We start from the raw sequence: 25,704 nt of genomic DNA, 5'->3' as shown, positions 1-25,704 counted from the left end.
CGGGCGCTGACAATTCGGACGCTGACAATTCGGACGCTGACAGTTCGGGCGCGGTCCCGACCTCTGCAGGCCGCGTTCGAGGCCGGCCGGCCGTCAGCCGATGTGCCGCGTGGCCGCCCAGCGGGTCAGCGCGTTGCGGTTGGACTGCTGGGTCTTGCGCAGCACATTCGACGCATGGGTCTCCACCGTCTTGATCGAGATGAACAGTTCCTCGGCGATCTCGCGGTAGGTGTAACCCCGCGCCAACAGGCGCAGCACCTCGAGCTCGCGACGGGTCAGTGAGTCGAGTTCGGGATCGAGGGGCGGTTCCGGCGCCGCGGACCTGCCGGTGAACGAGTCCAGGACGAATCCCGCCAGTCGCGGACTGAACACCGCATCCCCCTCGGCGACCCGCCGGACCGCGTCGGCGAGCTCCGTTCCGGCGATCGTCTTCGTCACATAGCCGCGCGCGCCGGCCCGGATGGTCGCGATGACGTCCTCCGCGGCGTCGGACACGCTCAACGCCAGGAACACCGGCGCCCCGGCACCCTGCGCGCTCGCATTGATCCGGTCGAGCACCCCACGCAGGACGGCCACACCACCACCGGCCGGCATGTGGACATCGAGCAACACCACATCCGGTGCGGCGGAGACGATCCCGTCGATCGCCTCGGGAACCGTTCCCGCCTCGCCGACGACCCGCAGTCCCGGCTCGTCGGCCAGCTCGGCGCGCACGCCGGAACGGAAGACCGCGTGGTCGTCGACCAGGTACACGGTGCACGTGGCTGCTGTCGTCTCGGCGGTCTCGCCGATGGTGTCGGGGGTCGGATCGGGGCTCATCGCACCTTCCTGTGTTCGGTCGGTCGCCATTGTGCCCGTGCCACATCGCTCTCCGGGTCGGGGCTGACCTGGTCGGGACTCACGGGGCCGGGGCTGACCTGGTCGGGACTGACCGGGCCGGCGACATCGGGGGCGGCGCTGTCTGCGTCGTCCGGCGTCTCCTCGACCGACGCACCCTCGCCGCGCGGCATCATCAGGCCGACGTTGGTGCCCCGTTCGGGTGAGGAGGTGACGCTCACGCGGCCGCCCATCCGTTCCACACGAGCCCGGATGGAGCGGGAGATTCCCTGGCGGTCCTCGTCGACGACGTCGGGGTCGAAACCCACGCCGCGGTCGCGGACGTACACCTCGACCTCGTCCTCGGTGACCTCGCCGTACACGTCGACGGTGCGCTCGCCGGAATGCTTGGCCGCGTTGACCAGAGCCTCCCGGGTGGCGCCGACCAGCGCCGACCAGCGTTTGGCGTCGCGGGCGTTGCGGGGACGCAGGTCGCCGACGGTGATGATCTCCACCTCGATGCCGTACGCGTCCTCCACCTCTGCTCCGACAGTGCGCAGCGCCGCCGCGAGCGAGCCGCGTTCGGTGGCCGGGTCGCCGAACAGCCACGAGCGCAGTTCCCGTTCCTGGCTGCGCGCCAGCCGCGCGACCTCCTCGGGCCGGCCGGCCTTCTTCTGGATCAGTGCGAGAGTCTGCAGGACCGAATCGTGCAGATGCGAGGCGATCTCCTCTCGCTCGGCGTTGCGGATGCGCGCGGCCCGCTCCTCGTTGAGGGTGCGCAGCATCCGCATCCACAGCGGAACCGTCAGCAGCACCACGCCGATGAGGGTCGCGCCTACGGCCAGGATCGTCGAATTGAGTCCACCGAAGCTGCGGTCCCCGGCGACGACGACCACGACGAGCCCGCCGACGACGAGCCCTACACCGCCGATCAGACGTGTCCAGGTGAGAACCGGGGTGCGCGGGGCGCGATGGGATGTGTCGAACTCGCGCCACACCAGGCTGGCCCCGATCGCGATGAACACGAATGGGACGAGGTACTCCGCGGGTGTCCCCGATGCCGCGAATCCCACCACGGCCATGGCCACGAGCCCGATCATCGCCAGGCCCAGGGATTGCCGGCGCTCCCCCGGTGCGGGCGGCGCGGTGTCCTTGCCCGGCGGACAGAAGAACCAGAGCAGACCGTAGGCGGCGACCCCGGCGCCGGCCAGTGCCGCGAGAACCACGAAGACGATCCGCACGCGGAACACCTCGACGCCGAGATGGTCGGCCAGTCCACCGGCGACCCCGGCGACGACACGACCGCCGTCGCGACGCAACAACCGTGGTACCTGTTCGACCTCCGTTCCGCTCACCCCTCGATGGTCCCATGCCGACGCCGTCCGGACATCGGGGTCAACCCCGGTTTCTCCGACGCCGGACTCGGGGTGGGTCCACCCCATCGGTCGTCGCGGTGGCACCGGCCTCCGCGACCCCGGGGTCATCGGGGGACAAATCAGGGAATCACCCGATGTGCGGGGTGCCCCGCCGGCGGCACGATGGTCGTCATGGACACCAACCAGTTCCAGCAGCAGCTCCAGGGCCTGTGGTCGACACGCCCGTATCGTCCGGACGACCGGACCATCGCGGGCGTGTGCACCGGCATCGCGGCCCGGTATCGCGTCGACCCGACCCTGGTGAAGGTCGCCTTCGTCGTCGCAGCGTTCTTCGGCGGCAGCGGGCTGATCCTGTATCTGGCCGCGTGGGTCGCCTTTCCCGGTGCCCAGCGCGCCCGCGCCGACGCATTGCGCGCCACCCACGCCGGATCGGCACACGGCGGCCATCGAGGCGGCCACGGTTCCGCCCACGGACTCGGCAACCCGCAGGTCATCCTGCTCGTCGTGCTGGCGATCGTCGTCGTCACCTCGATCGGCCCCAACCGCACGTGGGGGTCGGGCGGACTCCTCGGCGCGATCCTCATGCTCGGCGGTTGGTTCCTGCTGTACCTGCGCACCCCGACGCCGCCGGTCGGAACCAGCATCGACACCGCTGCGGTCACCGACATCGTCGTCCCACCACCCGCGGCCGGCCAGTTCGAACGCTGGGTACCGCGCGGGATGGGCACCTCAACAGGCTTCCCCGAGTCCGGCTCCCCCGCAGCCGGCACACCCCCGACCGGCACCGAGACCCCAGGAGCGCTCATGACCGGAGCATCCACACACTCGCCCAGCGCACACTCGGCCTCCGCGCACTCGTCCACAGCGCACCCCGTCACCCCCACGCCACGGGTCGATCTCGAGAAGAACGACGCCGGTGCCACCGGGACAGACGTCACCGAGGCAGACGTCACCGGGACCGAAGCCGGCCCCCCGGCCTGGGACCCGCTGGGCGCGGCACGTTTCGCCTGGGATCTCCCCGAGCCGACCGTGCCGGCCGAACCGGCACGGCGGCGTCACCGGTCGCCGCTGACCCTCCTCGTCGCCGGTCTCGCGGTCATCGTGGGGGCGATCGGAGCCGCACTGCACCAGATCGGCGTCGACTGGTTCACCGCGCCGCACATCCTGTCGCTGTGCCTGGCCGTGGTGGGCGCCGGACTGCTCGTCGCCGCGGTCCTCCGACGCCGCACCGGCGAGCACAGCACCGGTCTGGTCCCGATCGGGATCGCCCTCGGTGTCGCCGTCATCGTGACCACGCTGGCCTCGGGAGTGAGCGGACTCTCCAGTCCCCTACCTTCCGGAGGGGCGGGTGAGCGGAACTGGAAACCGTTGACCGAGAACGACATCCAGCCGGAGTACACACTCGGCGCGGGCGAGATGACGCTCGATCTGCGCGAGGTGGAGCTGACCGCGGACCGGAAGGTGAGACTCGAGAACGGGCTCGGGGTCATCAAGGTCCAGGTGCCCGACACCATGAACGTCCGCGCCAGCTGCAACACCGGGGTCGGTGAGGTCACCTGCCCCACCGGACTCGACGGCGGCCGCGACGGCACCGACGGGCCGGTCCTGGAGATCGACGCCCGCACCGGCATGGGAGAGGTACAGGTCCTGCGATGAGCATCCCGTTCGACACCGACGACGACAATGCCGCCACCGGCGACTGCGATCCGACCCATCGCGCACCCGGTCTCGGATTCCTCGGGATCGTCGCTCTCGCGGTCGCCGGCTGGGGACTCGCCGACGGACCCGCACTCCCGGACGCCACCGACCTCGGGTGGGTGGCGGTGGGGATCGGGCTGCTGATCGGCCTGGTCCTGATCGTGTCCGGGGCACGCCCGCGACGCTGAACGACCCTGTCCCGCAGAAGACCCGTCCGGACAAGACGCCGAAAGAAATCGGCCGGTGGCTACCGCCACCGGCCGATCATGGTCGTGTCACTCCCACTCGATGGTGCCCGGCGGCTTGCTCGTCACGTCGAGCACCACGCGGTTGACCTCGGCCACCTCGTTGGTGATGCGGGTCGAGATGACCTCGAGTACCTCGTAGGGCACCCGGGTCCAGTCCGCGGTCATCGCGTCCTCGCTCGAGACCGGACGCAGCACGATCGGGTGGCCGTAGGTGCGGCCGTCGCCCTGCACGCCCACGCTGCGGACGTCGGCGAGCAGCACCACCGGGCACTGCCAGATCTGTGAGTCGAGACCGGCTGCGGTGAGCTCCTCGCGAGCGATGAGATCGGCTTTCCGCAACGTCTCGAGCCGGTCACCGGTCACCTCGCCGACGATGCGGATCGCCAGACCCGGCCCGGGGAAGGGCTGACGCGCGACGATCTCCTCGGGCAGGCCGAGTTCGCGCCCGACCGCACGCACCTCGTCCTTGAACAGCAGGCGGAGGGGTTCGACGAGACTGAATTCGAGGTCGTCGGGCAGGCCACCGACGTTGTGATGGCTCTTGATGTTCGCGGTGCCGCTACCGCCGCCGGACTCCACGACGTCGGGGTACAGCGTGCCCTGGACGAGGAACTCCACCTTCTCCCCGGATTCGGCCTCCTCGCCGAGGACCTCACTCACCGCACCTTCGAAGGAACGGATGAACTCGCGGCCGATGATCTTGCGCTTGGTCTCGGGGTCGCTCACACCCGACAGTTCCCGCAGGAAGGTGTCGGCGGCGTCGACGGTGACCAGCTTGGCGCCGGTCGCGCCGACGAAGTCGTGCTGGACCTGTTCGCGCTCACCGGCGCGCAGCAGGCCGTGGTCGACGAAGACGCACGTCAGGCGGTCGCCGATCGCGCGCTGCACCAGCGCCGCCGCGACCGCGGAGTCCACACCGCCGGACAGCCCGCAGATCGCCCGGCCGTCGCCGATCTGGTCGGCGACCGCGTCGATCAGCGCGTCGGCGATGTTCGACGCGGTCCAGGTGGCCTCGAGACCCGCGATCTCGTAGAGGAACCGGGTGAGGATCTGCTGACCGTGGGGGGTGTGCAGCACCTCCGGGTGGTACTGGACACCGGCCATGCGTCGCTCGAGGTTCTCGAACGATGCGACGGGCGCACCGGGCGTCGAACCGGTGACGGTGAACCCCTCCGGCGGCGACTGCACGGCGTCGTTGTGACTCATCCACACCGGCTGGGTATCCGACAGACCCTGATGGAGGACACCTTCCCCGTTGACCGTCAGCGTGGTGCGGCCGAATTCGCGACCACCGGTGTTGGCCACGTCGCCGCCGAGCTTGTCGGCCATCGCCTGGAAGCCGTAGCAGATGCCGAACACCGGGACGTCGAGATCGAAGATCGCCGGATCGAGGTCAGGTGCGTCCTCGGCGTAGACCGACGACGGGCCACCGGACAGGATGATCGCGACCGGGTTCTTCTCCTGGATCTTCGCGAGCGGGGCCTCATGGGAGATCACCTCGGAGTAGATCCGCGCCTCGCGCACCCGGCGGGCGATCAGCTGCGCGTACTGCGCACCGAAGTCGACGACGAGCACCGGCCGTGGGCCTTCGAGGAAATCCTCTGCAGAAGAATCTGTCACCCGGCCGAGTCTAGTGGGCGTGCACGCGGCCGCCCCTGCGCGCCCCACACGGGTTCCGTGAAATACTCCGCAATCGACATGACTGCATCGCCGGATACCCCAAATCGCTGGTCGCTGAGCATCGGCGACCTCACCCAGGCCGCCGTGTTCGCCGCGCTGATCGCCGCGCTCGGACTACCCGGCACCATCAACATCGGCACCAGCGGTGTACCGATCACCTTCCAGACACTCGGCGTGATCCTCGCCGGAGCGATCCTCGGTCCCAAGAAGGGCACGCTGGCCGTCGTCCTGTTCATGGTGCTCGCGATCGCGGGGCTGCCCATCCTGTCGGGTGGCCGCAACGGCTACACCGCGCTCGCGTCGCCGACCGCCGGCTACTTCATCGGGTTCCTGCCCGCCGTCATCGTGATCGGGGTGCTGACCGCGATGATGATGCCGCGCTACCGGGTGCTGTGGGGCATCGGTGTCAACGCCCTGGGCGGCATGCTCGTGCTCTACGTGTTCGGGACGCTGGGTCTCATCCTGCGTACCGATCTGACGGTATGGGCGGCGATCACGTCCAACGGCCCGTTCATCCCCGGCGACATCGCGAAGGTCGTGGTCGCGGCGCTCGTCGCCGCGCAGGTCCATCGGGGGCGGCCCGGCCTCATCGCACCGCTGCGGTTGTCCGGGCGTGCCGGCGCCGTCGGCCGCTGACCACGCCGTCCATCCCGAAGGCCGGGTACCGATGATCGAGTTCGAGGGTGTCTCGCACGCCTACGACGGGCGCGTCGTGCTGCGCGACATCTCATTGACCCTGTCCGAGAACAGAATCGGGATCGTCGGGGCCAACGGCAGCGGCAAGTCGACCCTCGCCCGGATGATCAACGCACTCGTGGTCCCGGACTCGGGCACCGTGACCGTCGACGGTCTCGTCGTGGCGAAGAACAAGCGTGAGGTCCGACGCCGCGTCGGGTTCATCTTCTCCGATCCCGACCGGCAGATCATCATGCCGACGGTGCTCGAGGACATCGAGCTGTCGCTGCGCCGAACCGATCTCGACAAGTCCCGACGCGCCGCCCGCGCCCGCGAGGTGCTCGCCCGCTTCGGCCTCGCCGACCACGCCGACCATCCGGCGCAGCGACTCTCCGGCGGACAGAAGCAGCTGCTCGCCCTGGCGTCGATCTTCGTGACCGGCCCGGCGATCATCGTCGCCGACGAGCCGACCACCCTGCTCGACCTGCGCAACACCCGGATGCTCACCGATGTCTTCGCCACGCTCGACGAGCAGCTCATCGTCGTCAGCCACGACCTCGACATCCTCACCGGCTTCGACCGCGTTCTCGTCATCGACGACGGCCGGGTCGTCGCCGACGACGTGCCCGCCCCGGCACTCGCCGCCTACCGCGAGCTGATGTCGTGAACGTCCTCGGCGTCTACCGTCCCGGCAACACCGTGCTGCACCGGTTGCCCGCAGGGTTCAAGTTCCTCGCGATGGGCGTGCTCATCCTGGTGTTGTCGTTGACCGTCCGGACCGTGCCCGCGCTGGGCATCGCGACCGTCGGCGTCGCGGTGATCTACGCGCTGGGCGGGATCGGTCCGCGCGACGCGTGGCGACAGCTCCGCCCGCTGATGTGGTTGCTGGTCTTCATCTTCGCGTTCCAGGTGATCTTCACCGACTGGCGCCGGGCGGTCGTGATCTGCGGGGTGCTCGCGCTGTCGGTCGCGCTGGCCACCGTCGTCACGCTCACGACGCGCACCACCGACATGCTCGACACCATCGTGGCCGCCCTCGGTCCGCTGCAGCGGTTCGGCATCCGGATCGACCTCATCGCCATCGCCCTGGCCCTCACGATCCGGGCGATCCCGCTGATGGTCGAGGTGGTGCGGGAGGTCGACGAGGCGCGCAAGGCCCGCGGACTCCGACCGGGACCCCGCATCCTCGTGGCCCCGGTGGTGCTGGCCGCGTTGCGTACCGCCGACGGATTCGCCGACACGCTGACCGCACGCGGCCTCGACTGAGCCCACCGCGGGATTCCGTAGCAACAGTGCGCGCTATGACCGCTGTTCTGATCCGGGACATCGCTGACAGGTGATGTCTCGGGACATCGCTGACACCTGAGCAGGGCGTGGCCAGCATGGTTCATGGCCCAGAAGGTGACGGCGATGGACGTTCGTGCAGCTACGGCGTTGGCGGGTGGAATCGAGAACGTGGCCGAGTTCTGTCGGGAGCAGAACATCAGCCGGCAGACGTTCTACAAGTGGCGGCGCCGCTTCGTCGCTGATGGGCTGGCCGGGCTCGAACCACGGTCGCGCCGACCGCACACAGAGCCGGGGCGTGTGGGTGGCGACGTCGAGGCGCTGGTGATCGCCACGCGGACGCGTTTGCAGTCCGCGGGCCTGGATCACGGGCCGCAGTCGATTGTGTGGACGTTGCAGCGTGAGGGTGCCGATTCGGTGCCCTCACGCTCAACCGTATGGCGAATTCTGCACCGGCACGGGCTAATTGTTGCCGAGCCGGCCAAACGGCCGAAGTCGTCGATGCGGCGGTTCTGCTACGAGCGCCCCAACGAGTTGTGGCAGTCGGACTGGACCGAGTGGCACCTCAGCGACGGCACCTCGGTAGCGATCGCGGGCACAATCGATGACCACTCCCGGTATCTGTGCGCGCTGGCCCCCGACACCGGTGACGCCACCACCACACTGGTGTGGCAGGTGATGCTCGCCGGCATCACCGAATGTGGTGTTCCGTCGATGTCGTTGACTGACAACGGATTTGTGTACACCGGTAAGCATCGTGGATTCGAAACACCGCTGGAGAAGAATCTGCGTGCGCTGGGTACCCGGACCATCAACTCCCGCCCGTATCACCCACAGACCTGCGGCAAGATCGAGCGGTTCTGGCAGACACTCAAACGCTGGCTGAACACCCAACCGGCACCGGCGACCGTCGCGACCTCAACGAGATGCTCGACCGATTCCGCGGCTATTACAACCACAGTCGACCCCATCGTGCGCTACGTGGTGCGACTCCGGCCGAGGCGTTCCATGCCACCGAACACGCCCGGCCGGTCGACCGGCCGTTACCAGCACCAGTGTTCACCACCCGCCAACAGGTCAACCCCAAGCAAGGCAAAATCACTGTGGGCCCCTACTTCGTCCAGGTCGGCAACCGGTGGGGTGGACACACCCTCGACGCCATCTGCGACGACAACCACATCGTCATCTTCAGCGGCACCACCATTGTGCGTGAGTTCGACGCCGACCCCACTCGCCGCTACCAAGGCCAGCGTCGAACCCCCGGCACCCATGGCAAACGACAACCACTTCCGGCAGCATGACTGTCAGCGATGTCCCGAGACAAAAGTGTCAGCGATGACCCGAGACACCACAGCGCGCTATGACCGCACTGTTGCTACGGATTCCGGATCGGGGTGATCGGCAACCGCAACGCGCCAGGAGCATCAGCGGGAACCACCGGCGCCACCGGCACCGTCGGGGTGATGCGCCGGTACGGGTCGCCCTGGGCCGGGCGCCGATCGTCTTCACCCTTGTTGGGCCACAACGCCGCTGCCCGCTCCGCCTGCGCGCAGATCGTCAGGGACGGATTGACGCCGAGGTTGGCCGAGATCGACGCGCCGTCGGTGATGTGCAGCGTGGGGTAGTTCCACACCCGCTGGTAGGGATCGATGACCCCGGATTCGGGATCGTCGGAGATGGCACACCCGCCGAGGTAGTGGGCGGTGAGTGGCATGTTCACCAGGTCGCCCCACGTGCCGCCGGCCATGCCGTCGTTCAGTTTCGCCGCGATCCGCCGAGTTGCCTCGTTGCCCTTGGGAATCCATGTCGGGTTCGGCTCGCCGTGACCCTGCTTGCTGGTGACGTAACGCAGCGGCCCGCGCTTGCGGACGAAGGTGGTCAGCGAGTTGTTGTTGTTCTGCATGACCAGCGCGATGACGGTGCGTTCGCTCCACTGGCGCACGACGAGCAGACGCACCAGCAGGAACGGGTTCTTCGCGACCTGACGCAGGAACTGGCCGAAGCGGTTGCGGCGCGTCCCGCCGTCGGTGAGCAGGGTCTGCAGGTAAGCGATCGCGTTGGAGCCCTTGCCATATCGCACCGGTTCGATGTGGGTGTTCGGCTCGGGATAGAACGACGACGTGATCGCGACACCGCGCGAGTAGTCGTTCTCCGGGTCGATCCGCGAGCCCATCGCACCGAGGATGGACTCCGAGTTGGTGCGCGTCAACCGGCCCATCGCATCCGAGATCTTCGGCAGCGTATCGACTTTCGCGTGGTGCAGCAGCCGCTGGGTGTTGAAGGTACCGGCGGCCAGGATCACCTGTCCGGCCGTGATGGTGCGTCGACGACGCCCCACCGGACCCCACGACGACGAATGGTGCGTACCGACCTCCCACGACCCGTCGGCGCGCTGGACCAGCGAGTCCACGGTCGTGCGGTCGATGATGGTGGCACCGTTGCGTTCTGCGAGTCCGAGGTAGTTCTTCAGGAGGGTGTTCTTGGCGCCCACGCGGCAACCGGTCATACACGCGCCGCACTCGGTACAGGCGGTGCGATCCGGTCCGGCACCACCGAAGTACGGGTCGGGAACGGTCTCCCCCGGCGCACCGGACAGACCGGTCTTGGCCCCGAAGAACACGCCGACGGGTGTGGGGGTGACGGTGTCTCCGACACCCATCTCCGCGGCCACCTCGGCCACCACCCGATCCGAGGACGTGATCGTCGGGTTGGTGACGACACCGAGCATCCGTCGGGCCTGGTCATAATACGGCGTGAGCTCGTCTTCCCAGTCGGTGATGTGATCCCACTGCGGGTCGGTGAAGAACGGCGTCGGCGGCTTGTACAGCGTGTTCGCGTAGTTCAGCGACCCGCCGCCCACACCCGCTCCCGCGAGGATCATCACGTCCTTGAGCGCGTGGATACGCTGGATTCCGTACAGACCCAGCTTCGGGGCCCACAGCCATCGATTGAGCCGCCAGCTGGTCTTGGCGAACTCCTCATCGGCGAACCGACGACCCGCTTCGACGACGCCGACGCGGTACCCCTTCTCCACCAGGCGCAGCGCGCTGACACTGCCGCCGAAACCGGAGCCGACGATCAGCACATCGAAATCGGCCGAGGGGTGCGCGCTCTGCTGCTTGGCTGACATGCAGACGATACTAACGACCGTTGTCACGTACGGGCAGTCAGGTTTACCTAACCTCCACCCCCGAGTGGCCGCACAAAACCACCCTCCACAGCACCGTCGACGACGATATGACGCCGGCATCGCCGTGGAGGGCGGATTGTGGGGGCGGGTTGGTCGACGGGTCGACCGGTCAGGCGCGAACGGAGAGCCCCACCCGCTGGAACTCCTTGAGATCGCAGTAGCCGGCCTTGGCCATGGCGCGACGCAACGCGCCGACGACGTTCAGCTCACCGTAGGGATCGTCGGACGGGCCGTAGAGGACGCGCTCGAGGCTCGGCCGGTCCTCATCGGCGGCAACCTGCAGCAGGGCACCCCGCGGAGTGTCCGGGTGCGCCGCCGCCGACGGCCAGTACCAGCCGCCGCCCGGTGCGGAACTCGTTGCCGCGAGCGGCGTCCCGAGCACGGCGGCGTCGGCACCGCAGGCGATCGCCTTGACGAGGTCGCCGGAGTTGTGGATGTCGCCGTCGGCGATGACGTGGACATAACGTCCGCCGGTCTCGTCGAGGTAATCACGCCGTGCGGCGGCGGCGTCGGCGATGGCGGTGGCCATGGGCACCCCGATGCCGAGCACCTCACCGGTCGTCGTCGCACCCGCTGCCGAGCCGTAGCCGACGATCACGCCTGCCGCTCCGGTCCGCATGAGGTGCAGTGCGGTGCGGTGGTCGTGCACACCGCCGGCGATGACGGGGATGTCGAGGTCGGCGATGAAGGTCTTGAGGTTCAGCGGTTCGCGTGCGACACCGTCGGCATCGGTCTGCGCCACGTGCTCGGCGGAGATGATGGTGCCGTGCACCACCAGGAGCTCGACGCCCGCGGCCAGCAGCGCCGGGGTCAGTTCCGGAGCGTGCTGCGGGCTCACCCGGACAGCCGTGGTGACACCGGCCTCGCGGACCTGTGCCACCGCCTCGGCCAGCAGCCCGCTGTCGAGCGGCGCGGCGTGGAGCCGCTGCAGATGCCGGACTGCCGCATAGGGATCCGGGTCGTTGGCGGCGATCGCGACCAGTTCGGCGATCTTGGCCTCGACGTCGCGATGACGCGCCCAGAGGCCTTCGCCGTTCAGAACACCGAGAGCACCGAGCTTGCCCAGCTCGATGGCGGCCGCCGGCGACACCAGTGCGTCGGTCGGATGGCTGAGGATCGGCGAGGAGAACCGGTAGGCATCGATCTGCCATGCGGTGGATACGTCTTTGGAAGAGCGGGTCCGACGGGACGGGACGATGTTGATGTCGTCCAGCTCGTAGGTCCGTCGGGCTGTCCGGCCCATGCCGATTTCGACGAGGTCACGCACCACTGCGCCTTTCTGCGGGGTTCCAGCTGCACACCGACCCTACGGCGTCCCGCACCGGAGCGGTCCGGCGGGAACGGCCAAGGATGTCCAGCGGGAACGAGGGTGTTCAGCGGGAATAGTAGTTGGGTGCCTCGGTGGTCAGTGTGACGTCGTGCGGGTGGGACTCCTTGAGTCCGGCCGCGGTGATCTGCACGAACCGCGCGGTCTGCAGGTCGGTGATGGTCGACGCGCCGGTGTAACCCATCGCCGCACGCAGGCCGCCGACGAGCTGATGGATCACCTGCGAGAGCGGACCGCGGAACGGCACGCGTCCCTCGATGCCCTCGGGCACCAGCTTCTCCTCCTTGAGGACGTCGTCCTGGAAGTAGCGGTCCTTGGAATACGACTTGGCCTGACCGCGTCCCTGCATCGCGCCGAGCGAACCCATTCCGCGGTAACTCTTGAACTGCTTGCCGTTCACCAGGACCAGCTCGCCCGGCGCCTCGGCGGTACCCGCCAGCAGCGAGCCGAGCATCGCGGTCGACGCACCGGCGGCGAGCGCCTTGGCGATGTCGCCCGAGTACTGCAGACCGCCGTCGGCGATGACCGGTACACCGGCCTTGTGACACACCGCAACCGCCTCGAGGATCGCGGTGATCTGCGGGGCGCCGACACCCGCCACGACGCGGGTCGTGCAGATCGAGCCCGGTCCGACACCGACCTTCACCGCGTCCGCACCGGCGTCGATGAGTGCCTGCGCCGCCTCACGGGTGGCGACGTTGCCGCCGACCACGTCGACACGCTCGCCGACCTCGGCCTTGAGCTTGGCCACCATGTCCAGCACCAGCCGGTTGTGGGCGTGGGCGGTGTCGACGATGATCACGTCCGCGCCGGCGTCGGCCAGGGCCATCGCGCGATCCCACTGCGGGCCGCCGGTACCGACGGCGGCCCCGACGAGAAGTCGGCCGTCGGAGTCCTTGGTGGCAAGGGGATGCTGTTCGGTCTTGACGAAGTCCTTCACCGTGATGAGTCCGGTCAGGCGACCGTTGCCGTCGACGATGGGAAGCTTCTCGATCTTGTGGCGCCGCAGCAGCCCCAGCGCGGCCTCGGCCGAGACCCCCTCCTGGGCGGTGATGAGCGGCGCCTTGGTCATGACCTCGGCGACCGGGCGGCTCTGATCGACCTCGAAGCGCATGTCGCGGTTGGTGATGATGCCGACGAGCTCGCCCTTGTCGTCGACCACCGGCAGCCCCGAGATGCGGTAGCGCGCGCACATCGCGTCGACCTCGGCCAGCGTGTGCGAGGGCGTACAGGTCACCGGATCGGTCACCATGCCGGCCTCGGACCGTTTGACGGTCTCCACCTGACCGGCCTGATCCTCGATCGACAGGTTGCGGTGCAACACGCCCATACCGCCGGCGCGGGCCATCGCGATGGCCATCCGGGACTCGGTGACGGTGTCCATCGCCGAACTCACCAGGGGCACGCGTAGCGTCACGTTCTTGGTCACGCGGGACGAGGTGTCGACGTCGCTGGGAATGACGTCGGAGGCCGACGGCAGCAACAGGACGTCGTCAAAGGTCAGGCCGAGCATTGCGACCTTGCCGGGATCGTCTCCACCGGTGCGAACATGCGTCATCGGACCATCGTATCGACTCCCGTGATGCGGCGATCGTCACACGTCACCCTCGGTGCCGACGCGACGACCGCAGGCGGGATATTTCGTGCCGGCGAGACCTCTGAACGCCTTCGGCGGAACCACCGGGGAATCGGCTACGGTGGTGGTGTGCGTGACCACCTCCCACCCGGCCTCCCGCCGGATCCGTTCGCCGATGACCCGAGCGATCCTGCCTCCGCACTGGACAGTGTGGAGCCGGGTATCCCCCTGGATGAGAACGAGCGGCTCGCGGTCGAGGAAGATCTCGCCGACCTCGCCTTGTACGAGGCACTGTTGGCCCACCGCGGCGTCCGCGGCCTCGTCGTCGTCTGCGAGGACTGCCACGAGGACCATTACCACGATTGGGACATGCTCCGCGCAAACCTGATCCAGCTGCTCATCGACGGCACCGTCCGACCGCACGAGCCCGCCGTCGACCCGCGCCCCGACGCCTATGTGACGTGGGATTACTGCCGGGGCTACGCCGACGCCCGCAACCACCTCGACGACAGTCGCTGACTCTGCCGCGGGCGGACACTTCCACGACGACGCTTCGATAACAACGACACCTCCACAACGACGACTGCGCCCGTACCGATGATCTCTCGGTACGGGCGCAGTCGTGTTCGGTCGGGGCAGGCCGACTCAGCCGGGCCGCTTGGCCGACGCGTCGACGCCGGGGGGCGGTGTCCACGGAATCTCCGGGAACTCGGCGGGAGTGCGGGTCATCGACTTGCTCAGCGTCGGCGCACTCGGCGACTGAGTGTCCTCACTCGGCGGGGCCGAGGGCACCGGCTGTTCGCTCGGCAACGGCTCGTCGGTGGGCTCGGACTGTTCCGCCGGCGGCGGGGTCGGCAGTGTCGTCGACGGCTTCTCGGGTGCCGACGGGTCCTTCGGGTCGATGCGCAGATCCGGGCGCGTGGTCTCGATCGAGGGCAGCACGGAATCCGACGGCGAGGTGGTGGACTCGGTCGCGGGCAGACCGGCACCCGCCCGCAGACGAGTCATCCAGTTGAGCATCTCGTCGCGGAGGTCGTTGTCGCGCATCGGCCCCATGTTGCTCTGCGCCTTGGCGATCAGGCTCGACGCGGCGACGGTGTCACCCGCGGCGATCGCCGCCTCGGCACGCTCGAGGTCGGTGCGGACATCATGGGCCGCCTGGGTTTCCGACGCCGCCTCGGCGAACACGACCTGCTTGATCCCCCATAGCGGATCCCCGGGTTGCGACCCCTCGGAGAGCACCGTGAGCCCGGCGGCGGCGACGATGACGATGGCGGCGGCACCCGACACGACACGCAGATGACGGATCATCCGGCGTCCGCGGCTCGCACGCTGCGAGCTGTCGATGGCGCGTTCGACGTCGTCGATGGAGACCAGCTCGGCCGCGGGCGCCGACACGGCCTCGTTACGCCAGCCCGAGAGCAGTTCGGCCAGTTGGTATTCGGCATCGTCACGCGTGGGGACAGGGACATCGCGGGACAGCGCGTCGAGGAAGTTCTCGTCGAAGCCGACATCGGAGAGGTCGAGTGCATCGTCGCCCAGGGTGTTGAGTCCTGCCAACAGAGCATCGTCGCGGCCATCGCCGGCGAGGCCATCGGCGTCGCGGCGCGCGCCGATCCTGCTCAGGGTGCCGGTCTCCTCATACATGTCAGCACTCACATCCTCGGGGCGAAAGTCGGGTCCGCTGGGATCGGGACCGCTGGGGCCGGGTGCGCGACGGTGCGTCGGCGGCTGCCCGGGTCGTCGTAGCTGATCGCGGCCGTGCACGGAGCGACGTCGGCGCCAATCAGACTCTCCGCTCATCATGACCCCCCGCCCGTTTGAGCTCGTCCTTCAACTTCGCCAGCGCACGGTGCTGGGCCACCCGCACAGCGCCCGCGGTGCTGCCGATCGCCTGGGCCGTCTCCTCGGCGGACATGCCCACGATCAGACGCAGCACCAGCACTTCGCGTTGCTTCTCGGGGAGTATCGCCAGCAGCGCCCGCATCCGCCTGCTGCCGTCGGCGTCGAGGGCGTACTGCTCGGGGCCGCCCGTGACGTGCGACACCTCGGGCACCTCGTCGACCGGATCGGACTTGACGCGCGCGGCGACGCGCATCGCGTCGGCGACCTTGTGCGAGGCGATGCCATAGACGAAGGCCATGAAGGGTTTGCCTTGGTCCCGATAACGGGGCACCGCGGTCATCACCGCCATCAAAGCCTCCTGTGCGATGTCATCTGCGGAGAACAGATGCCGTTCTCCGACTCCGATTCGCCCTCGGCAATAGCGCAGGATGGGTTCCTGCACGCTTTCGAGAACTGACGTGAGAGCGGCACGATCGCCCCGGCTCGCGGCCCGGACAGCGTCGTCCAACTCACCACCTGTCAGCTTCATCGCGTGTAGGAATCCCCGTGTTACAGATCGGTACGACCGGTGTGACCAGTCCTGTTAGGGTGCCCACGCTCGTGACATCACCGGCTGCGCAGACATCTGACACCGCTGACGGCGGCACCAAGGATGTCTTTTCCAGCGGCGATGGCGAGGCAGACCCCCACATACCTTAGCCATCGGCCCCGGCGGTCAACGGCATGCCCTTGCCGATGAGCGTGGCGCGGAGCCGGCGATGCCGCCGCACCTCGCGGGCCGAGGCGGTGCCGGTGCCGACCAGCAGGCTCGTTGCCGCCCACTCCAAAGGCATCAGACCGTGTTCGTCCGCGTCCCGCACGACGACCCTGGCAGCCGTCGACGCCGCCTCGAGATCGCCCAGTCCGGCCGTGGCGGCCGCCGAGATCAGGGCGGTTTTCACCCGATGCCGCACCGGGACGGCGTCGGCCGTGTGGTCGATCATCTGCGCGACGAGGAGATCGCCCGCCCGGGCATGCTCGACGCCCATTCCGACGTCGCCGGAGTAGAGGCCCAGTTCCGCACTCACCCATTCCCATCGGAGCCGGCACCGCGTCGCGGTCAGCCAGTCCCCCGTCACCGCATCCCATGACCACCCGTCACCCGGGGCAGCCGCGGATCCCTGCCCGTCCGCGTCGAGGACCACACGCGCACGCGCCAGGAGCCGGCGGGACGCACCCAACCGCAGCAGACCGAGATTGTCGGCGGCCAGGCCGATCACGGCGTCGGCCATCGCCGCCCGGGTCAGAGAGAACCCGCCCGGCCCGTGGGTGGGGACGATCGACGTCGACATACCGTCGGGCAGAGCCACCGCCGCCGCCCACCCGTCCAGGCCGAGCGCGCGGCGATGACGGCCGCCCTGGCGCATCAGCGATGCGGTCGTGCTGCGGCACAGCGACAACAGTGCCGCCGCCGCGCCGGTGCGGGGCTCGCCGCCGTGCCGCGACCGGATGCACCTTTCCAGAGATGCCAGCTCGGTGAGGGCGGCTGCATAGTCGCCGCGTCCGCCGACCGTCACGGCGCGCTCCCATTCGCACCGCCAAGCCTTCTCGGCGGCAGCTTCGCCGGGCGGTGAAGCCCGCCCGGGTACGCCGGAGCCGTGTCGGCGCAGTTCAGGGGCGTTGTCGAGGGCAGGAGGAGTGTTCTTGGTCACTGGGATCTTTTCGGTTTTCCTGAATTTAACGAACGAGTCCAAACGTTAATTCTCCCGTTAGATCACGCGGGCATCATCAGCAGATTTCGCTGAGGTAAATCGATCCTGTCGACGTCACCACACTCCGTGTCGGCTCCGATCGCTCCCACAGTAGTTCAGCCCATGCATACCCACAGGTCATCCGGTACCCGTGTCACCAATCCAGGGGGTATCGGTATACCCGGAAACCGCTGTGCTAACGCGCACCCGCCGGGCAACCAGTAGTTAACATTTCCGAGACTTTCGCGGAGCGCATGTCCCTTTTCGAGACTATTGACGCGATTTCTCAGGCCCGCTTAATGTGTGCACAGCGTTGCAGTAAATCGACGTTTCTCCACTCAGCACCTCGGTGCGGCCTCACACAAGGAGTAGCTGCCATGCCTCAGCCCAATCATCTCCCCGGCCCCAACGCAGACATCTGGGACTGGCAGATGTCAGGACTCTGCCGCGGCGTCGAGTCGTCGATGTTCTTCCATCCGGACGGCGAGCGGGGTCGTGCACGCGCCCAGCGTGAGCGTCGCGCCAAGGAAATGTGTCATCAGTGCCCCGTCATCGCGCAATGCCGTGAACACGCACTCGCGGTCGCCGAGCCATACGGTATCTGGGGCGGACTGTCCGAGTCCGAGCGCAGCATTCTGATGAAGCGCGGAGTCGGGCGCCGCATCGCCAGCTGACGGGCTCCGGGCCGGCGCATCGCGCCGAGACCTGCGCAACCACCGCAAGAGCCGGGCACCCTCACCTCGAGGATGCCCGGCTCTTGTGGTTGTGCGTCAGTGCGAGTGGCCGTGGCCGGCGTGGCCGGCGGGCTCCTCGGCAGGCTTGTCGGTGATCGCGGTCTCGGTCGTGAGCACCATCCGCGCCACCGACGCGGCGTTGACGACCGCGGAACGGGTCACCTTCACCGGATCGATGATGCCCTCGGCGACCAGGTCGCCGTAGGTGAGGCTCGCGGCGTTGAAACCCGCGCCGTCGCCGCCGTTGGCGACCTTGTCGACCACCACGGCGCCGTCGAGACCCGCGTTGGCGGCGATCCAGTACAGCGGAGCCTTCGCGGCGGCGCGGACCACCCGGACACCGAGTGCCTCGTCGCCGGTGAGCGAGTCGGCGAGCTCGTCGAGCTTCTTCGCCGCCTGGACGATGGCCGAGCCACCGCCGGGGATGATGCCCTCTTCGACTGCGGCCTTCGCAGCTGCCACAGCGTCCTCGACGCGGTGCTTACGCTCCTTCAGTGCGGTTTCGGTGGCCGCACCGACACGGATCACGGCGACACCACCGGAGAGTTTGGCCAGACGCTCGGCCAGCTTCTCCTTGTCCCAGTCGGAGTCGGACTGCTCGATCTCGCGGCGCAACTGTGCCGAGCGGTCGGCGATCGCCTCCTTGGTGCCCGCACCCTCGACCAGCGTGGTGGCGTCCTTGGTCACCACAACACGACGGACCGACCCGAGGACGTCCAGACCCGCGGTCGACAGGCTCAAACCGATGTCGGCGGAGACCACGGTGCCGCCGGTCACGACCGCGAGGTCCTCGAGGAACGCCTTGCGGCGGTCGCCGAAGAACGGCGCCTTGACCGCGACGGCACGGATCGTCTTGCGGATCGAGTTCACCACCAGCGTCGACAGCGGCTCGCCCTCGACATCCTCGGCGACGATCAGCAGCGACTTGCCGGCCTCGACGACCTTCTCCAGCAGCGGCAGGAACTCCGGCAGCGAGCTGATCTTGTCGCGGTACAGCAGCACGAGAGCGTCTTCGAGGACGGCTTCCTGGCTGTCGATGTCGGTGACGAAGTAGGGCGAGAGGAAGCCCTTGTCGAACTGGACGCCCTCGGTGATCTCGAGATCGGTGCTCAGGCCCGAGCTCTCCTCGACGGTGACGACGCCGTCGGCGCCGACCGCGGTCATCGCCTTGCCGACCATCTCCCCGATCTCCTCGTCGCGCGAGGACACGGTGGCGATCTGGGCGATGGCCTGCTCACCGGAGACCGGGGTCGCGGCAGCCAGCAGTGCCTCGCTCAACGCGTCGGCGGCCTTGCTGATCCCCTGCCCGAGTTCGATCGGGTTCGATCCGGCGGCCACGTTGCGCATGCCCGCCTTGACCATTGCCTGCGCGAGAACCGTTGCGGTGGTGGTGCCGTCGCCTGCGACGTCGTTGGTCTTGGTGGCGACCGACTTCACCAGCTGCGCACCGAGGTTCTCGAACGGATCCTCGAGATCGATGTCGCGCGCGATGGTGACGCCGTCGTTGGTGACGCTGGGTCCGCCGAATGCCTTGGCGAGCACCACATGTCGGCCGCGCGGGCCGAGGGTGACCTTGACGGTGTCGGCGAGCTGGTCGATGCCTCGCTCGAGCGCCCGCCGCGCGGTTTCGTTGAATTCAATCTGCTTGGCCATGAATCACTTTCTTCAACGGGAGCCGCTCGAGGCGACGCACACCGCCCCGGTACCCCTGGACGGGGCGCCGGGGCGGTGTGAGACGCGAAAGCGACTTGCGGGTCTGGGTTGCCCGAGTCTTACTTGCCGATGACGGCAAGGACGTCGCGTGCCGAGAGGATCAGATAGTCCTCGCCGGCATACTTGATCTCGGTGCCGCCGTACTTGCTGTAGATGACGGTGTCACCTTCCTTGACGTCGACGGGGACGCGGTTGCCCTGCTCGGTGACCCGACCCTCGCCGACGGCGATGACGGTGCCTTCCTGCGGCTTCTCCTTGGCGGAGTCCGGGATGACCAGGCCTGAGGCGGTGGTCGTCTCGGCCTCAACGGCCTGCACCAGGATCTTGTCCTCAAGCGGCTTGATGTTCACGCTCGCCACGATGTGAGTCCTCAACTTTCGTACTGAGAAAGAATCTGCACGTTCATGGCACTGGGACAAAACCTCGTCGTCGCGGGTATCCGAGGCTTCACTCAGCGCCAACTAGCACTCTATACATGCGAGTGCCAGCACTCAAGGGCGGCGGGTGCAAAAGTCCGACGTGTTCGCTTCCGGCGATACGCGGGGCGCGGCCCAGCGGACTACAGCTGACTCACCCGCACCGACATCGCCGGGTCCGAGGCCACGGTCAGCGGCGAGGGTTCGGCGCCACCGGCGATGACGTGGGCACCGAGCGTCGCGATCATCACGCCGTTGTCGGTGCACAGACGCGGCTTGGGCACCCGCAGCGTGATTCCCGCAGCGCGGCAACGTTCTTCGGCGAGCGAGCGGATACGGGAGTTGGCGGTCGCTCCCCCGCCGAGGACCAGGGTGTCGACGCCGAGGTCGGTGCAGGCGCGCACCGCTTTCATCGTCAGCACGTCGGCGACGGCCTCCTGGAACGACGCCGCCACATCGGCGATCGGAACGTCGATCCCGTCGCGCTCGCACTTCTCGACATACCGCGCCACCGCGGTCTTGACCCCACTGAAGGAGAAATCATGCCGAGAGTCGCGGGGCCCGGTCATGCCCCGCGGGAAAGCGATGGCCCGGGGGTCCCCCTCGCGGGCGGCGCGGTCCAGGGCCGGCCCGCCGGGGAAACCGAGGTCGAGCAGGCGGGCCACCTTGTCGAAGGCCTCGCCGGCGGCGTCGTCGACGGTGGTGCCGAGTTCGACGATCGGCTCGGCGAGATCGGTGACGTGCAGCAGGTGTGTGTGGCCCCCGGAGACGAGCAGCGCGACGCACTCGGGCATCGGGCCGTGTTCGAGGGTGTCCACCGCGACATGGCCGCCGAGGTGGTTCATCGCGTACAGCGGCACGTCCCAGGCCAGTGCATAGGCCTTGGCCGCGGCGACGCCGACCAGCAGGGCCCCGGCCAGCCCCGGACCGATCGTGACCGCGATGGCGTCGGGACGGTCGATGCCCGCGGTCTCGCGTGCCCGGCGCATCGTCGGCACGATGGCCTCCAGATGCGCCCGCGAGGCGATCTCGGGGACCACGCCGCCGAAACGGGCGTGCTCGTCGACACTCGAGGCGACCTCGTCGGCGAGCAGCGTCGCGAATCCCGGGGCACCGCCGTCACCCGGCGTCCAGCGCACGATGCCGACACCCGTCTCGTCGCAGGAACTCTCGATACCCATGACGATCACGCCGGGCCCTCCTCGGGTTCGAGCGGCCGCCCCGAGACCGGGAGCCGCAACATCGTGTAGGCATCCGCACCGGACGGCTGATAGTAGTTGCGCCGGATTCCGGCGGTGCTGAACCCATGCGTCGAGTACAGCGCGATGGCCACCTCGTTGTCGGTGCGCACCTCGAGGAACACCGGCGCGTCGTTCTCGTCGGCGATCGCCAACATGGCTTCCAGGAGCGTCTTGCCGATGCCGCGGCCGCGGTACTCCGGATCGACGGCGATCGTGTGGATCTCGCATTCGTAGGCGTCGGGTCCTCCGAGGGTGGAAAGCCCGGCGTACCCGATGATCTGCGCGCCGGCGCGTTCCCGCGCCGCGAAGTAGGTGTTGTACGGCGCGTTGAGTTCCGCCCGGAACGCCGCGGCCGGCCACGGCGAATCCTCGGCGAACATCCGCTTCTCCAGCTCCGCACACTGCGGGATGTCGTCGTAGGTCAGTGCATCGATGACCAGCTCGGGTGCGGTCATCGCTTCGCCCCGACTTTCCGGGCTTTCTGTTCGACCGCGTCGGGGCGTCGAAGATAGAGCGGGACAAGAGGTTCCGGAGCGACACCGGCCATGATGCCGGGTGCCGCGGCGGCCACGAGTCCGCGCACCGAGGGCACACGGACGCGCGGCGGCGCACCGGCCCAGCCCACGAGCTCCAGATGCGACGCCGAACCCGCGGCCACGCCGATCACGCCGTCCGCCAGATCCCGGGCGAGCTCATCGGCGACGACGGCCGGCGCGGTCACCTCCGGGCCACGCCTGCGCTCGCCGTTCCGATAGAGACCCCAGTAGACCTCGCGCCGGCGGGCGTCGGTGACCACGAGCACGTCCGACGCCGCCGATCCGGCATCGGCCTCCTGCGCGAGGGCGTCCAGCGAGCAGACGCCGTACGCCGGGACGCCGAGCGCGTCGGCGAAGGCCGCACCGGTCGCCATGCCGACCCGCAACCCGGTGAAAGGTCCTGGTCCGCAACCGATCACGACTGCGTCGAGAGCACTGCGGGAAACACCCGATTCGGCGAGCGACTCGGCGATCAGCGTGGTCAGCAGCTCGGCATGGCGACGATGATCGGCCACCACCCGCTCGGCGAGGACGCGCACGTCCGCGATCGAACCGCCCGTCAGCTCGGCCACCCCGGTCACCACCGAGTCGGTCGCGGTGTCGACGGCCAGCACCACCCGCCCGGTTCCCCCGGGCCCGATCACTCGCTCACTCCGACGGGGCTCACTCACCCGGACTCACCCATTCCCATTCCGCATGCCGCACATCCGTATCCACGTCACGACGCAGCCGCACCACGAGGTGCCGGTCGGCCAGTCGCTCGACCACGCCCTCGCCCCATTCGACCACGACCACCGCATCGGCCAGATCCGAATCCAGGTCGAGGGCGTCGAGTTCGTCGAGCCCGCCGTCGCCCACGCCACCGAGCCGATAGGCGTCGACGTGGATCATCGCCGGACCGCCGGGACGGCCCGGCCGGTGTTCGCGGGCGATGATGAACGTCGGCGAGGTGACCCTTCCTACGATCCCGAGACCGGCGCCGATGCCGCGCGCCAGAGCAGTCTTGCCCGCACCGAGCGGACCGTCGAGGATCACCAGATCACCGGCGCGCAGGGTGCCCGCCAGTTCGGCGCCGAAGGCCTCGGTGTCGGCGACATCGGGAAGTTCGCGTCTACCGGCGGCACGATCGCCCAGCTCGCTCATCGGGGTGGCTCACTCGGCCGGGTACCGCGCTTCCACCAGCGGCGCCGGGGTGCGGGCAACGCCTGTCGCGCCCGGTCGACGAGGTCGACGATCGCGTCGGTGACCAGACGCGGCTCCTCCATCTGAACCATGTGTCCGGCTCCCTTGACCACCACCAGGCGCGAATCCCGACCGAGCTGGGAGTACATCCGCACCGAGTTCGGCAGCGGCGTGAGCCGGTCACGGTCACCGCACACGACGGTGGTCGGGACCTGTGCCAGCACCGGCAGCGCAGTGGACTCGTCATGGGTCTCCAACGCGTGCAGGAAGTTCACGATGGTCTCGATCGGCGTGTTCTGGATCATCTTCTCCACGGCGCGGCCCAGGGCCGGACTATAGAAGGTGGGTCCGAAGCTCGCCGCGACCAGGACCGGCTCGAGCGCCTGCCGGGTCAGCCCCCGGCCCGCCTGGACCAGGCGGGGCACCCGTCGCACCGTCATCCGGAAGGCGTCGATCACCGGATTGCTCAGGCCCTCACCGAGTCCCGCCTCGGTCAGGCCGCGTGAGGCCGTCGCCACGAGACCCACACCGGAGACCGGACCATGCGCGGAGAACAGCGCCGGATGCCGGCGCGCGAGTCCCATCAGTGCCATGCCGCCCATCGAATGTCCGACCAGGACAACAGGTCCCACCGGGGCGACGGCCCGGATCACCGCCGCCGCGTCATCGGCGAGCTGCGCGATGGTGCAGGTCTCCGTCGGCGCGGGATCACTGTCACCGTGACCGCGATGATCGTAGAAGACCAACCTGTGGTTGCGGTCGGCCCATTCCTCGGCGAGTTGCTCGCGCTGGAAGTGCCAGCTCGCCAATCGGAGGCTGAAACCGTGCACGAAGACGACGGTGAGATCGGGGGCGGTGGCCTCGGGGGCGGTTTCCTCGGAGGCCGTGCCGAGATCGACGATGCGGACCGCGAGTTCGAGACCGTCGTCGGTGGTCACCGTCGTGGCGCGCTCGCCGTAGAGGGCGGTGAGGTCGGCGTCGGCGTGCGGGTCGGCCGTGCCCACGACCCGGTTCCGCGCGATGTTGCGCGCCGCGCCGAGCGCCGCCATTGCTCCCAGTGCCGCGACCCCGGCCACTCCGGCCAGCAATCCGACGCGCTCGGACTCGTCCATCGCGGTCGCCCCGCTCACTGCCCGGCCACCGCGTCACCGCGGCCCGGGTCGGTGTCACCCTGCACTGCTGCCGCTTCCCCCTGAGCCGCGGAATCCCCCTGAGCTGCGCCGACGTAGCGCCGGACCACCCGGGCACCGATCTGCGAGACGATCTCGTAGTCGATGGTCCCGATGGCATCGGCCCAGTCCTTGGCGGTCGGGGCGCCGTGGTGGCCGGTGCCGAACAACTCCGCCTCGTCACCTTCGCGCACACCGGCACCGCCCGGTCCGAGGTCGACGACGAGCTGATCCATGCAGATCCGGCCGACGCCGTCGAAGAGCCGATCGCCGATCCGCACCCGCAGCCTGCCCGAGAGCAGGCGCGGCACACCGTCGGCGTAGCCGGCGGGGACGACGGCGACGACGGTGTCGCGCGGTGCGACCCAGGACTCGCCGTAGGACACGCCCTGTCCTGCCGCGACGTTCTTGACCAAGGCGATCCGCGCCGAGAGCGTCATCGCCGGGATCAGTCCGAAGTCGCCGTGAGCCGGTACCGGGGTGCGTCCGTACATCGCGATCCCGGGGCGGACCATGTCGCGGGCCAGGTCCGGACGGGTCAGGGCCGCAGGGGAATTCGCCATGTGCACCATCTGCGGGGCGGCACCGAGGCGAGCGAGGTCGGCGACGGCGTCGTCGAGCCGGGCGGCCTGTTCGTCGTTGAGCGGATGGTCCGGCTCGTCACCGCGGGCGAGGTGACACATCACCGCACGCAGCGTCACGGCCTCGTCGGCGTGCGCCTTCGCGACACGCTCGGCGAAATCGGCCCATTCATCGACCGCGACGCCGCTGCGGTTGAGTCCCGTGTCGACCTTCGCGGTCACGGTGGCCTGCACACCGGTGGCACGCGCGGCCGCCACCACGGCGTCGAGCTGCGAGATCGACGAGAGCGCGATGTCGATGCCCTCGCTGACCGCTGCGGCGAAGTCGGCTCCCGGCGTGTGCAACCACGCGGTGATGGGCGCCTCGATCCCGGCCGCCCGCAGCGCCCGCGCCTCGGTGATGTGCGCCACACCCAACTCCGCCGCCCCGGCGGCCAGTGCCGTGCGCGCCACCGGGAGGGCGCCGTGACCATAGGCGTCGGCCTTCACGACCGCCATCACGGCAGCCCCCGAGGCGTCACGCAGCACACCGATGTTGTGGGCGATCGCGCCGAGATCGACCGTCGCGGTCAGAGCAGGGGAAGTCATCGCCGACCATTGTCCCAGATCGACGTGCCGGCTTCTTCCCTGCGGGAGGGATGACCGGGAGATTCGCGTCCTTCTGCGGAGTGCATGTGAGTAGTCACA

25 protein-coding genes and 1 pseudogene are annotated in these 25,704 nt (G+C 68.8%); 9 read left to right on the top strand and 17 right to left on the bottom strand.

All coding sequences use genetic code 11. The features are described from left to right. Positions 1 to 93 precede the first annotated feature (93 nt). Positions 94 to 819 (bottom strand): LuxR C-terminal-related transcriptional regulator, encoded by a 726-nt coding sequence (locus H1R19_RS08350; RefSeq protein ID WP_244970913.1) that lies wholly within the window; start codon positions 817 to 819, stop codon positions 94 to 96. After that, a complete protein-coding gene (locus H1R19_RS08345) occupies positions 816 to 2,171 on the bottom strand; it encodes an ATP-binding protein (protein ID WP_219851177.1) in 1,356 nt (451 codons plus the stop codon). Before H1R19_RS08345 ends, H1R19_RS08350 begins: the two co-directional genes overlap by 4 nt. 183 nt (positions 2,172 to 2,354) lie before the next feature. Between H1R19_RS08345 and H1R19_RS08340 the strand changes: the two genes are divergently transcribed. Together H1R19_RS08340 and H1R19_RS08335 are read left to right on the top strand one after the other, a co-directional pair. Continuing rightward, positions 2,355 to 3,848 carry a PspC domain-containing protein gene (locus H1R19_RS08340; RefSeq protein WP_219851176.1) on the top strand — a complete coding sequence of 498 codons (1,494 nt, stop codon included), beginning with the start codon at positions 2,355 to 2,357 and terminating at the stop codon, positions 3,846 to 3,848. After that, entirely contained in the window at positions 3,845 to 4,078 is a 234-nt protein-coding gene (locus H1R19_RS08335) for a hypothetical protein (RefSeq protein WP_188331620.1), read from the top strand. Before H1R19_RS08340 ends, H1R19_RS08335 begins: the two co-directional genes overlap by 4 nt. 87 nt (positions 4,079 to 4,165) lie before the next feature. On the opposite strand, the gene guaA is transcribed toward H1R19_RS08335, so the two are convergent. Then, complete coding sequence (guaA, locus tag H1R19_RS08330) at positions 4,166 to 5,758, bottom strand: glutamine-hydrolyzing GMP synthase (RefSeq protein WP_219851175.1); 1,593 nt, start codon at positions 5,756 to 5,758, stop codon at positions 4,166 to 4,168. 78 nt (positions 5,759 to 5,836) lie between these two features. On the opposite strand from guaA, the gene H1R19_RS08325 reads away from it, so the two are divergent. The 5 genes and pseudogenes from H1R19_RS08325 to H1R19_RS23455 all read left to right on the top strand — a co-directional run bounded on the left by H1R19_RS08325 (position 5,837) and on the right by H1R19_RS23455 (position 9,078). Then, complete coding sequence (locus H1R19_RS08325; protein ID WP_188331622.1) at positions 5,837 to 6,454, top strand: biotin transporter BioY; 618 nt, start codon at positions 5,837 to 5,839, stop codon at positions 6,452 to 6,454. A gap of 31 nt (positions 6,455 to 6,485) precedes the next feature. After that, complete coding sequence (locus H1R19_RS08320; RefSeq protein WP_188331623.1) at positions 6,486 to 7,160, top strand: energy-coupling factor ABC transporter ATP-binding protein; 675 nt, start codon at positions 6,486 to 6,488, stop codon at positions 7,158 to 7,160. Continuing rightward, positions 7,157 to 7,759: an energy-coupling factor transporter transmembrane component T family protein gene (locus H1R19_RS08315; protein ID WP_188331624.1), complete on the top strand. Its 603-nt coding sequence runs from the start codon at positions 7,157 to 7,159 to the stop codon at positions 7,757 to 7,759. Before H1R19_RS08320 ends, H1R19_RS08315 begins: the two co-directional genes overlap by 4 nt. A 123-nt stretch (positions 7,760 to 7,882) precedes the next feature. Beyond that, positions 7,883 to 8,551 (top strand): annotated as a pseudogene (locus H1R19_RS23460) (helix-turn-helix domain-containing protein); the annotation flags it as partial. Between the two features lie 152 nt (positions 8,552 to 8,703). Beyond that, a complete protein-coding gene (locus H1R19_RS23455; protein ID WP_425323651.1) occupies positions 8,704 to 9,078 on the top strand; it encodes a hypothetical protein in 375 nt (124 codons plus the stop codon). A gap of 74 nt (positions 9,079 to 9,152) precedes the next feature. Here the strand turns inward: H1R19_RS23455 and H1R19_RS08305 are convergent, their stop codons facing one another. The 3 genes from H1R19_RS08305 to guaB form a co-directional block, all read right to left on the bottom strand. Beyond that, positions 9,153 to 10,907 carry a GMC family oxidoreductase N-terminal domain-containing protein gene (locus tag H1R19_RS08305; RefSeq protein ID WP_219851174.1) on the bottom strand — a complete coding sequence of 585 codons (1,755 nt, stop codon included), beginning with the start codon at positions 10,905 to 10,907 and terminating at the stop codon, positions 9,153 to 9,155. Between the two features lie 169 nt (positions 10,908 to 11,076). Further along, a complete protein-coding gene (locus H1R19_RS08300; protein WP_188329751.1) occupies positions 11,077 to 12,234 on the bottom strand; it encodes a GuaB3 family IMP dehydrogenase-related protein in 1,158 nt (385 codons plus the stop codon). Between the two features lie 106 nt (positions 12,235 to 12,340). Next, complete coding sequence (guaB, locus tag H1R19_RS08295; protein WP_188329752.1) at positions 12,341 to 13,852, bottom strand: IMP dehydrogenase; 1,512 nt, start codon at positions 13,850 to 13,852, stop codon at positions 12,341 to 12,343. A 147-nt stretch (positions 13,853 to 13,999) separates the two neighbouring features. On the opposite strand from guaB, the gene H1R19_RS08290 reads away from it, so the two are divergent. Next, on the top strand, positions 14,000 to 14,389 hold the full coding sequence (locus H1R19_RS08290) for a DUF5319 domain-containing protein (RefSeq protein ID WP_188329753.1): 390 nt from the start codon (positions 14,000 to 14,002) through the stop codon (positions 14,387 to 14,389). 126 nt (positions 14,390 to 14,515) lie between these two features. Here H1R19_RS08290 and H1R19_RS08285 read toward each other — a convergent pair whose 3' ends face one another. The 3 genes from H1R19_RS08285 to H1R19_RS08275 form a co-directional block, all read right to left on the bottom strand. Continuing rightward, on the bottom strand, positions 14,516 to 15,673 hold the full coding sequence (locus tag H1R19_RS08285) for an anti-sigma-D factor RsdA (RefSeq protein WP_188329754.1): 1,158 nt from the start codon (positions 15,671 to 15,673) through the stop codon (positions 14,516 to 14,518). After that, positions 15,657 to 16,244 (bottom strand): sigma-70 family RNA polymerase sigma factor, encoded by a 588-nt coding sequence (locus H1R19_RS08280; RefSeq protein WP_188329755.1) that lies wholly within the window; start codon positions 16,242 to 16,244, stop codon positions 15,657 to 15,659. Before H1R19_RS08280 ends, H1R19_RS08285 begins: the two co-directional genes overlap by 17 nt. Before the next feature lie 166 nt (positions 16,245 to 16,410). Next, positions 16,411 to 17,406, bottom strand: coding sequence for a hypothetical protein (locus H1R19_RS08275; RefSeq protein WP_188329756.1), 996 nt, complete (start codon positions 17,404 to 17,406; stop codon positions 16,411 to 16,413). Between the two features lie 416 nt (positions 17,407 to 17,822). On the opposite strand from H1R19_RS08275, the gene H1R19_RS08270 reads away from it, so the two are divergent. Then, positions 17,823 to 18,119: a WhiB family transcriptional regulator gene (locus H1R19_RS08270; RefSeq protein ID WP_188329757.1), complete on the top strand. Its 297-nt coding sequence runs from the start codon at positions 17,823 to 17,825 to the stop codon at positions 18,117 to 18,119. A gap of 96 nt (positions 18,120 to 18,215) precedes the next feature. On the opposite strand, the gene groL is transcribed toward H1R19_RS08270, so the two are convergent. From groL to alr, 8 genes are all read right to left on the bottom strand, one after another. Next, entirely contained in the window at positions 18,216 to 19,832 is a 1,617-nt protein-coding gene (groL, locus tag H1R19_RS08265) for a chaperonin GroEL (protein ID WP_188329758.1), read from the bottom strand. Between the two features lie 119 nt (positions 19,833 to 19,951). After that, on the bottom strand, positions 19,952 to 20,251 hold the full coding sequence (groES, locus tag H1R19_RS08260) for a co-chaperone GroES (protein WP_219851173.1): 300 nt from the start codon (positions 20,249 to 20,251) through the stop codon (positions 19,952 to 19,954). A gap of 200 nt (positions 20,252 to 20,451) precedes the next feature. Continuing rightward, the gene (gene tsaD / locus H1R19_RS08255; RefSeq protein ID WP_188329759.1) at positions 20,452 to 21,498 is read right to left on the bottom strand and encodes a tRNA (adenosine(37)-N6)-threonylcarbamoyltransferase complex transferase subunit TsaD; all 1,047 of its coding nucleotides are present in this window, start codon (positions 21,496 to 21,498) and stop codon (positions 20,452 to 20,454) included. After that, a complete protein-coding gene (gene rimI, locus H1R19_RS08250) occupies positions 21,495 to 22,004 on the bottom strand; it encodes a ribosomal protein S18-alanine N-acetyltransferase (RefSeq protein ID WP_188329760.1) in 510 nt (169 codons plus the stop codon). Before rimI ends, tsaD begins: the two co-directional genes overlap by 4 nt. Further along, entirely contained in the window at positions 22,001 to 22,756 is a 756-nt protein-coding gene (gene tsaB / locus H1R19_RS08245) for a tRNA (adenosine(37)-N6)-threonylcarbamoyltransferase complex dimerization subunit type 1 TsaB (protein WP_244970911.1), read from the bottom strand. The genes rimI and tsaB overlap by 4 nt, the downstream gene beginning before the upstream one ends. Beyond that, positions 22,749 to 23,228: a tRNA (adenosine(37)-N6)-threonylcarbamoyltransferase complex ATPase subunit type 1 TsaE gene (tsaE, locus tag H1R19_RS08240; RefSeq protein ID WP_188329761.1), complete on the bottom strand. Its 480-nt coding sequence runs from the start codon at positions 23,226 to 23,228 to the stop codon at positions 22,749 to 22,751. Before tsaE ends, tsaB begins: the two co-directional genes overlap by 8 nt. Beyond that, positions 23,225 to 24,379 (bottom strand): alpha/beta fold hydrolase, encoded by a 1,155-nt coding sequence (locus H1R19_RS08235; RefSeq protein WP_372632125.1) that lies wholly within the window; start codon positions 24,377 to 24,379, stop codon positions 23,225 to 23,227. Before H1R19_RS08235 ends, tsaE begins: the two co-directional genes overlap by 4 nt. A 14-nt stretch (positions 24,380 to 24,393) precedes the next feature. Beyond that, positions 24,394 to 25,605 carry an alanine racemase gene (gene alr, locus H1R19_RS08230; RefSeq protein WP_188329763.1) on the bottom strand — a complete coding sequence of 404 codons (1,212 nt, stop codon included), beginning with the start codon at positions 25,603 to 25,605 and terminating at the stop codon, positions 24,394 to 24,396. Positions 25,606 to 25,704 lie beyond the last annotated feature (99 nt).

It is taken from the genome of Gordonia jinghuaiqii (genome assembly GCF_014041935.1).
Taxonomy (GTDB): Bacteria; Actinomycetota; Actinomycetes; order Mycobacteriales; family Mycobacteriaceae; genus Gordonia; species Gordonia jinghuaiqii.
This window is presented reverse-complemented; position numbering and strand designations above follow the sequence as displayed.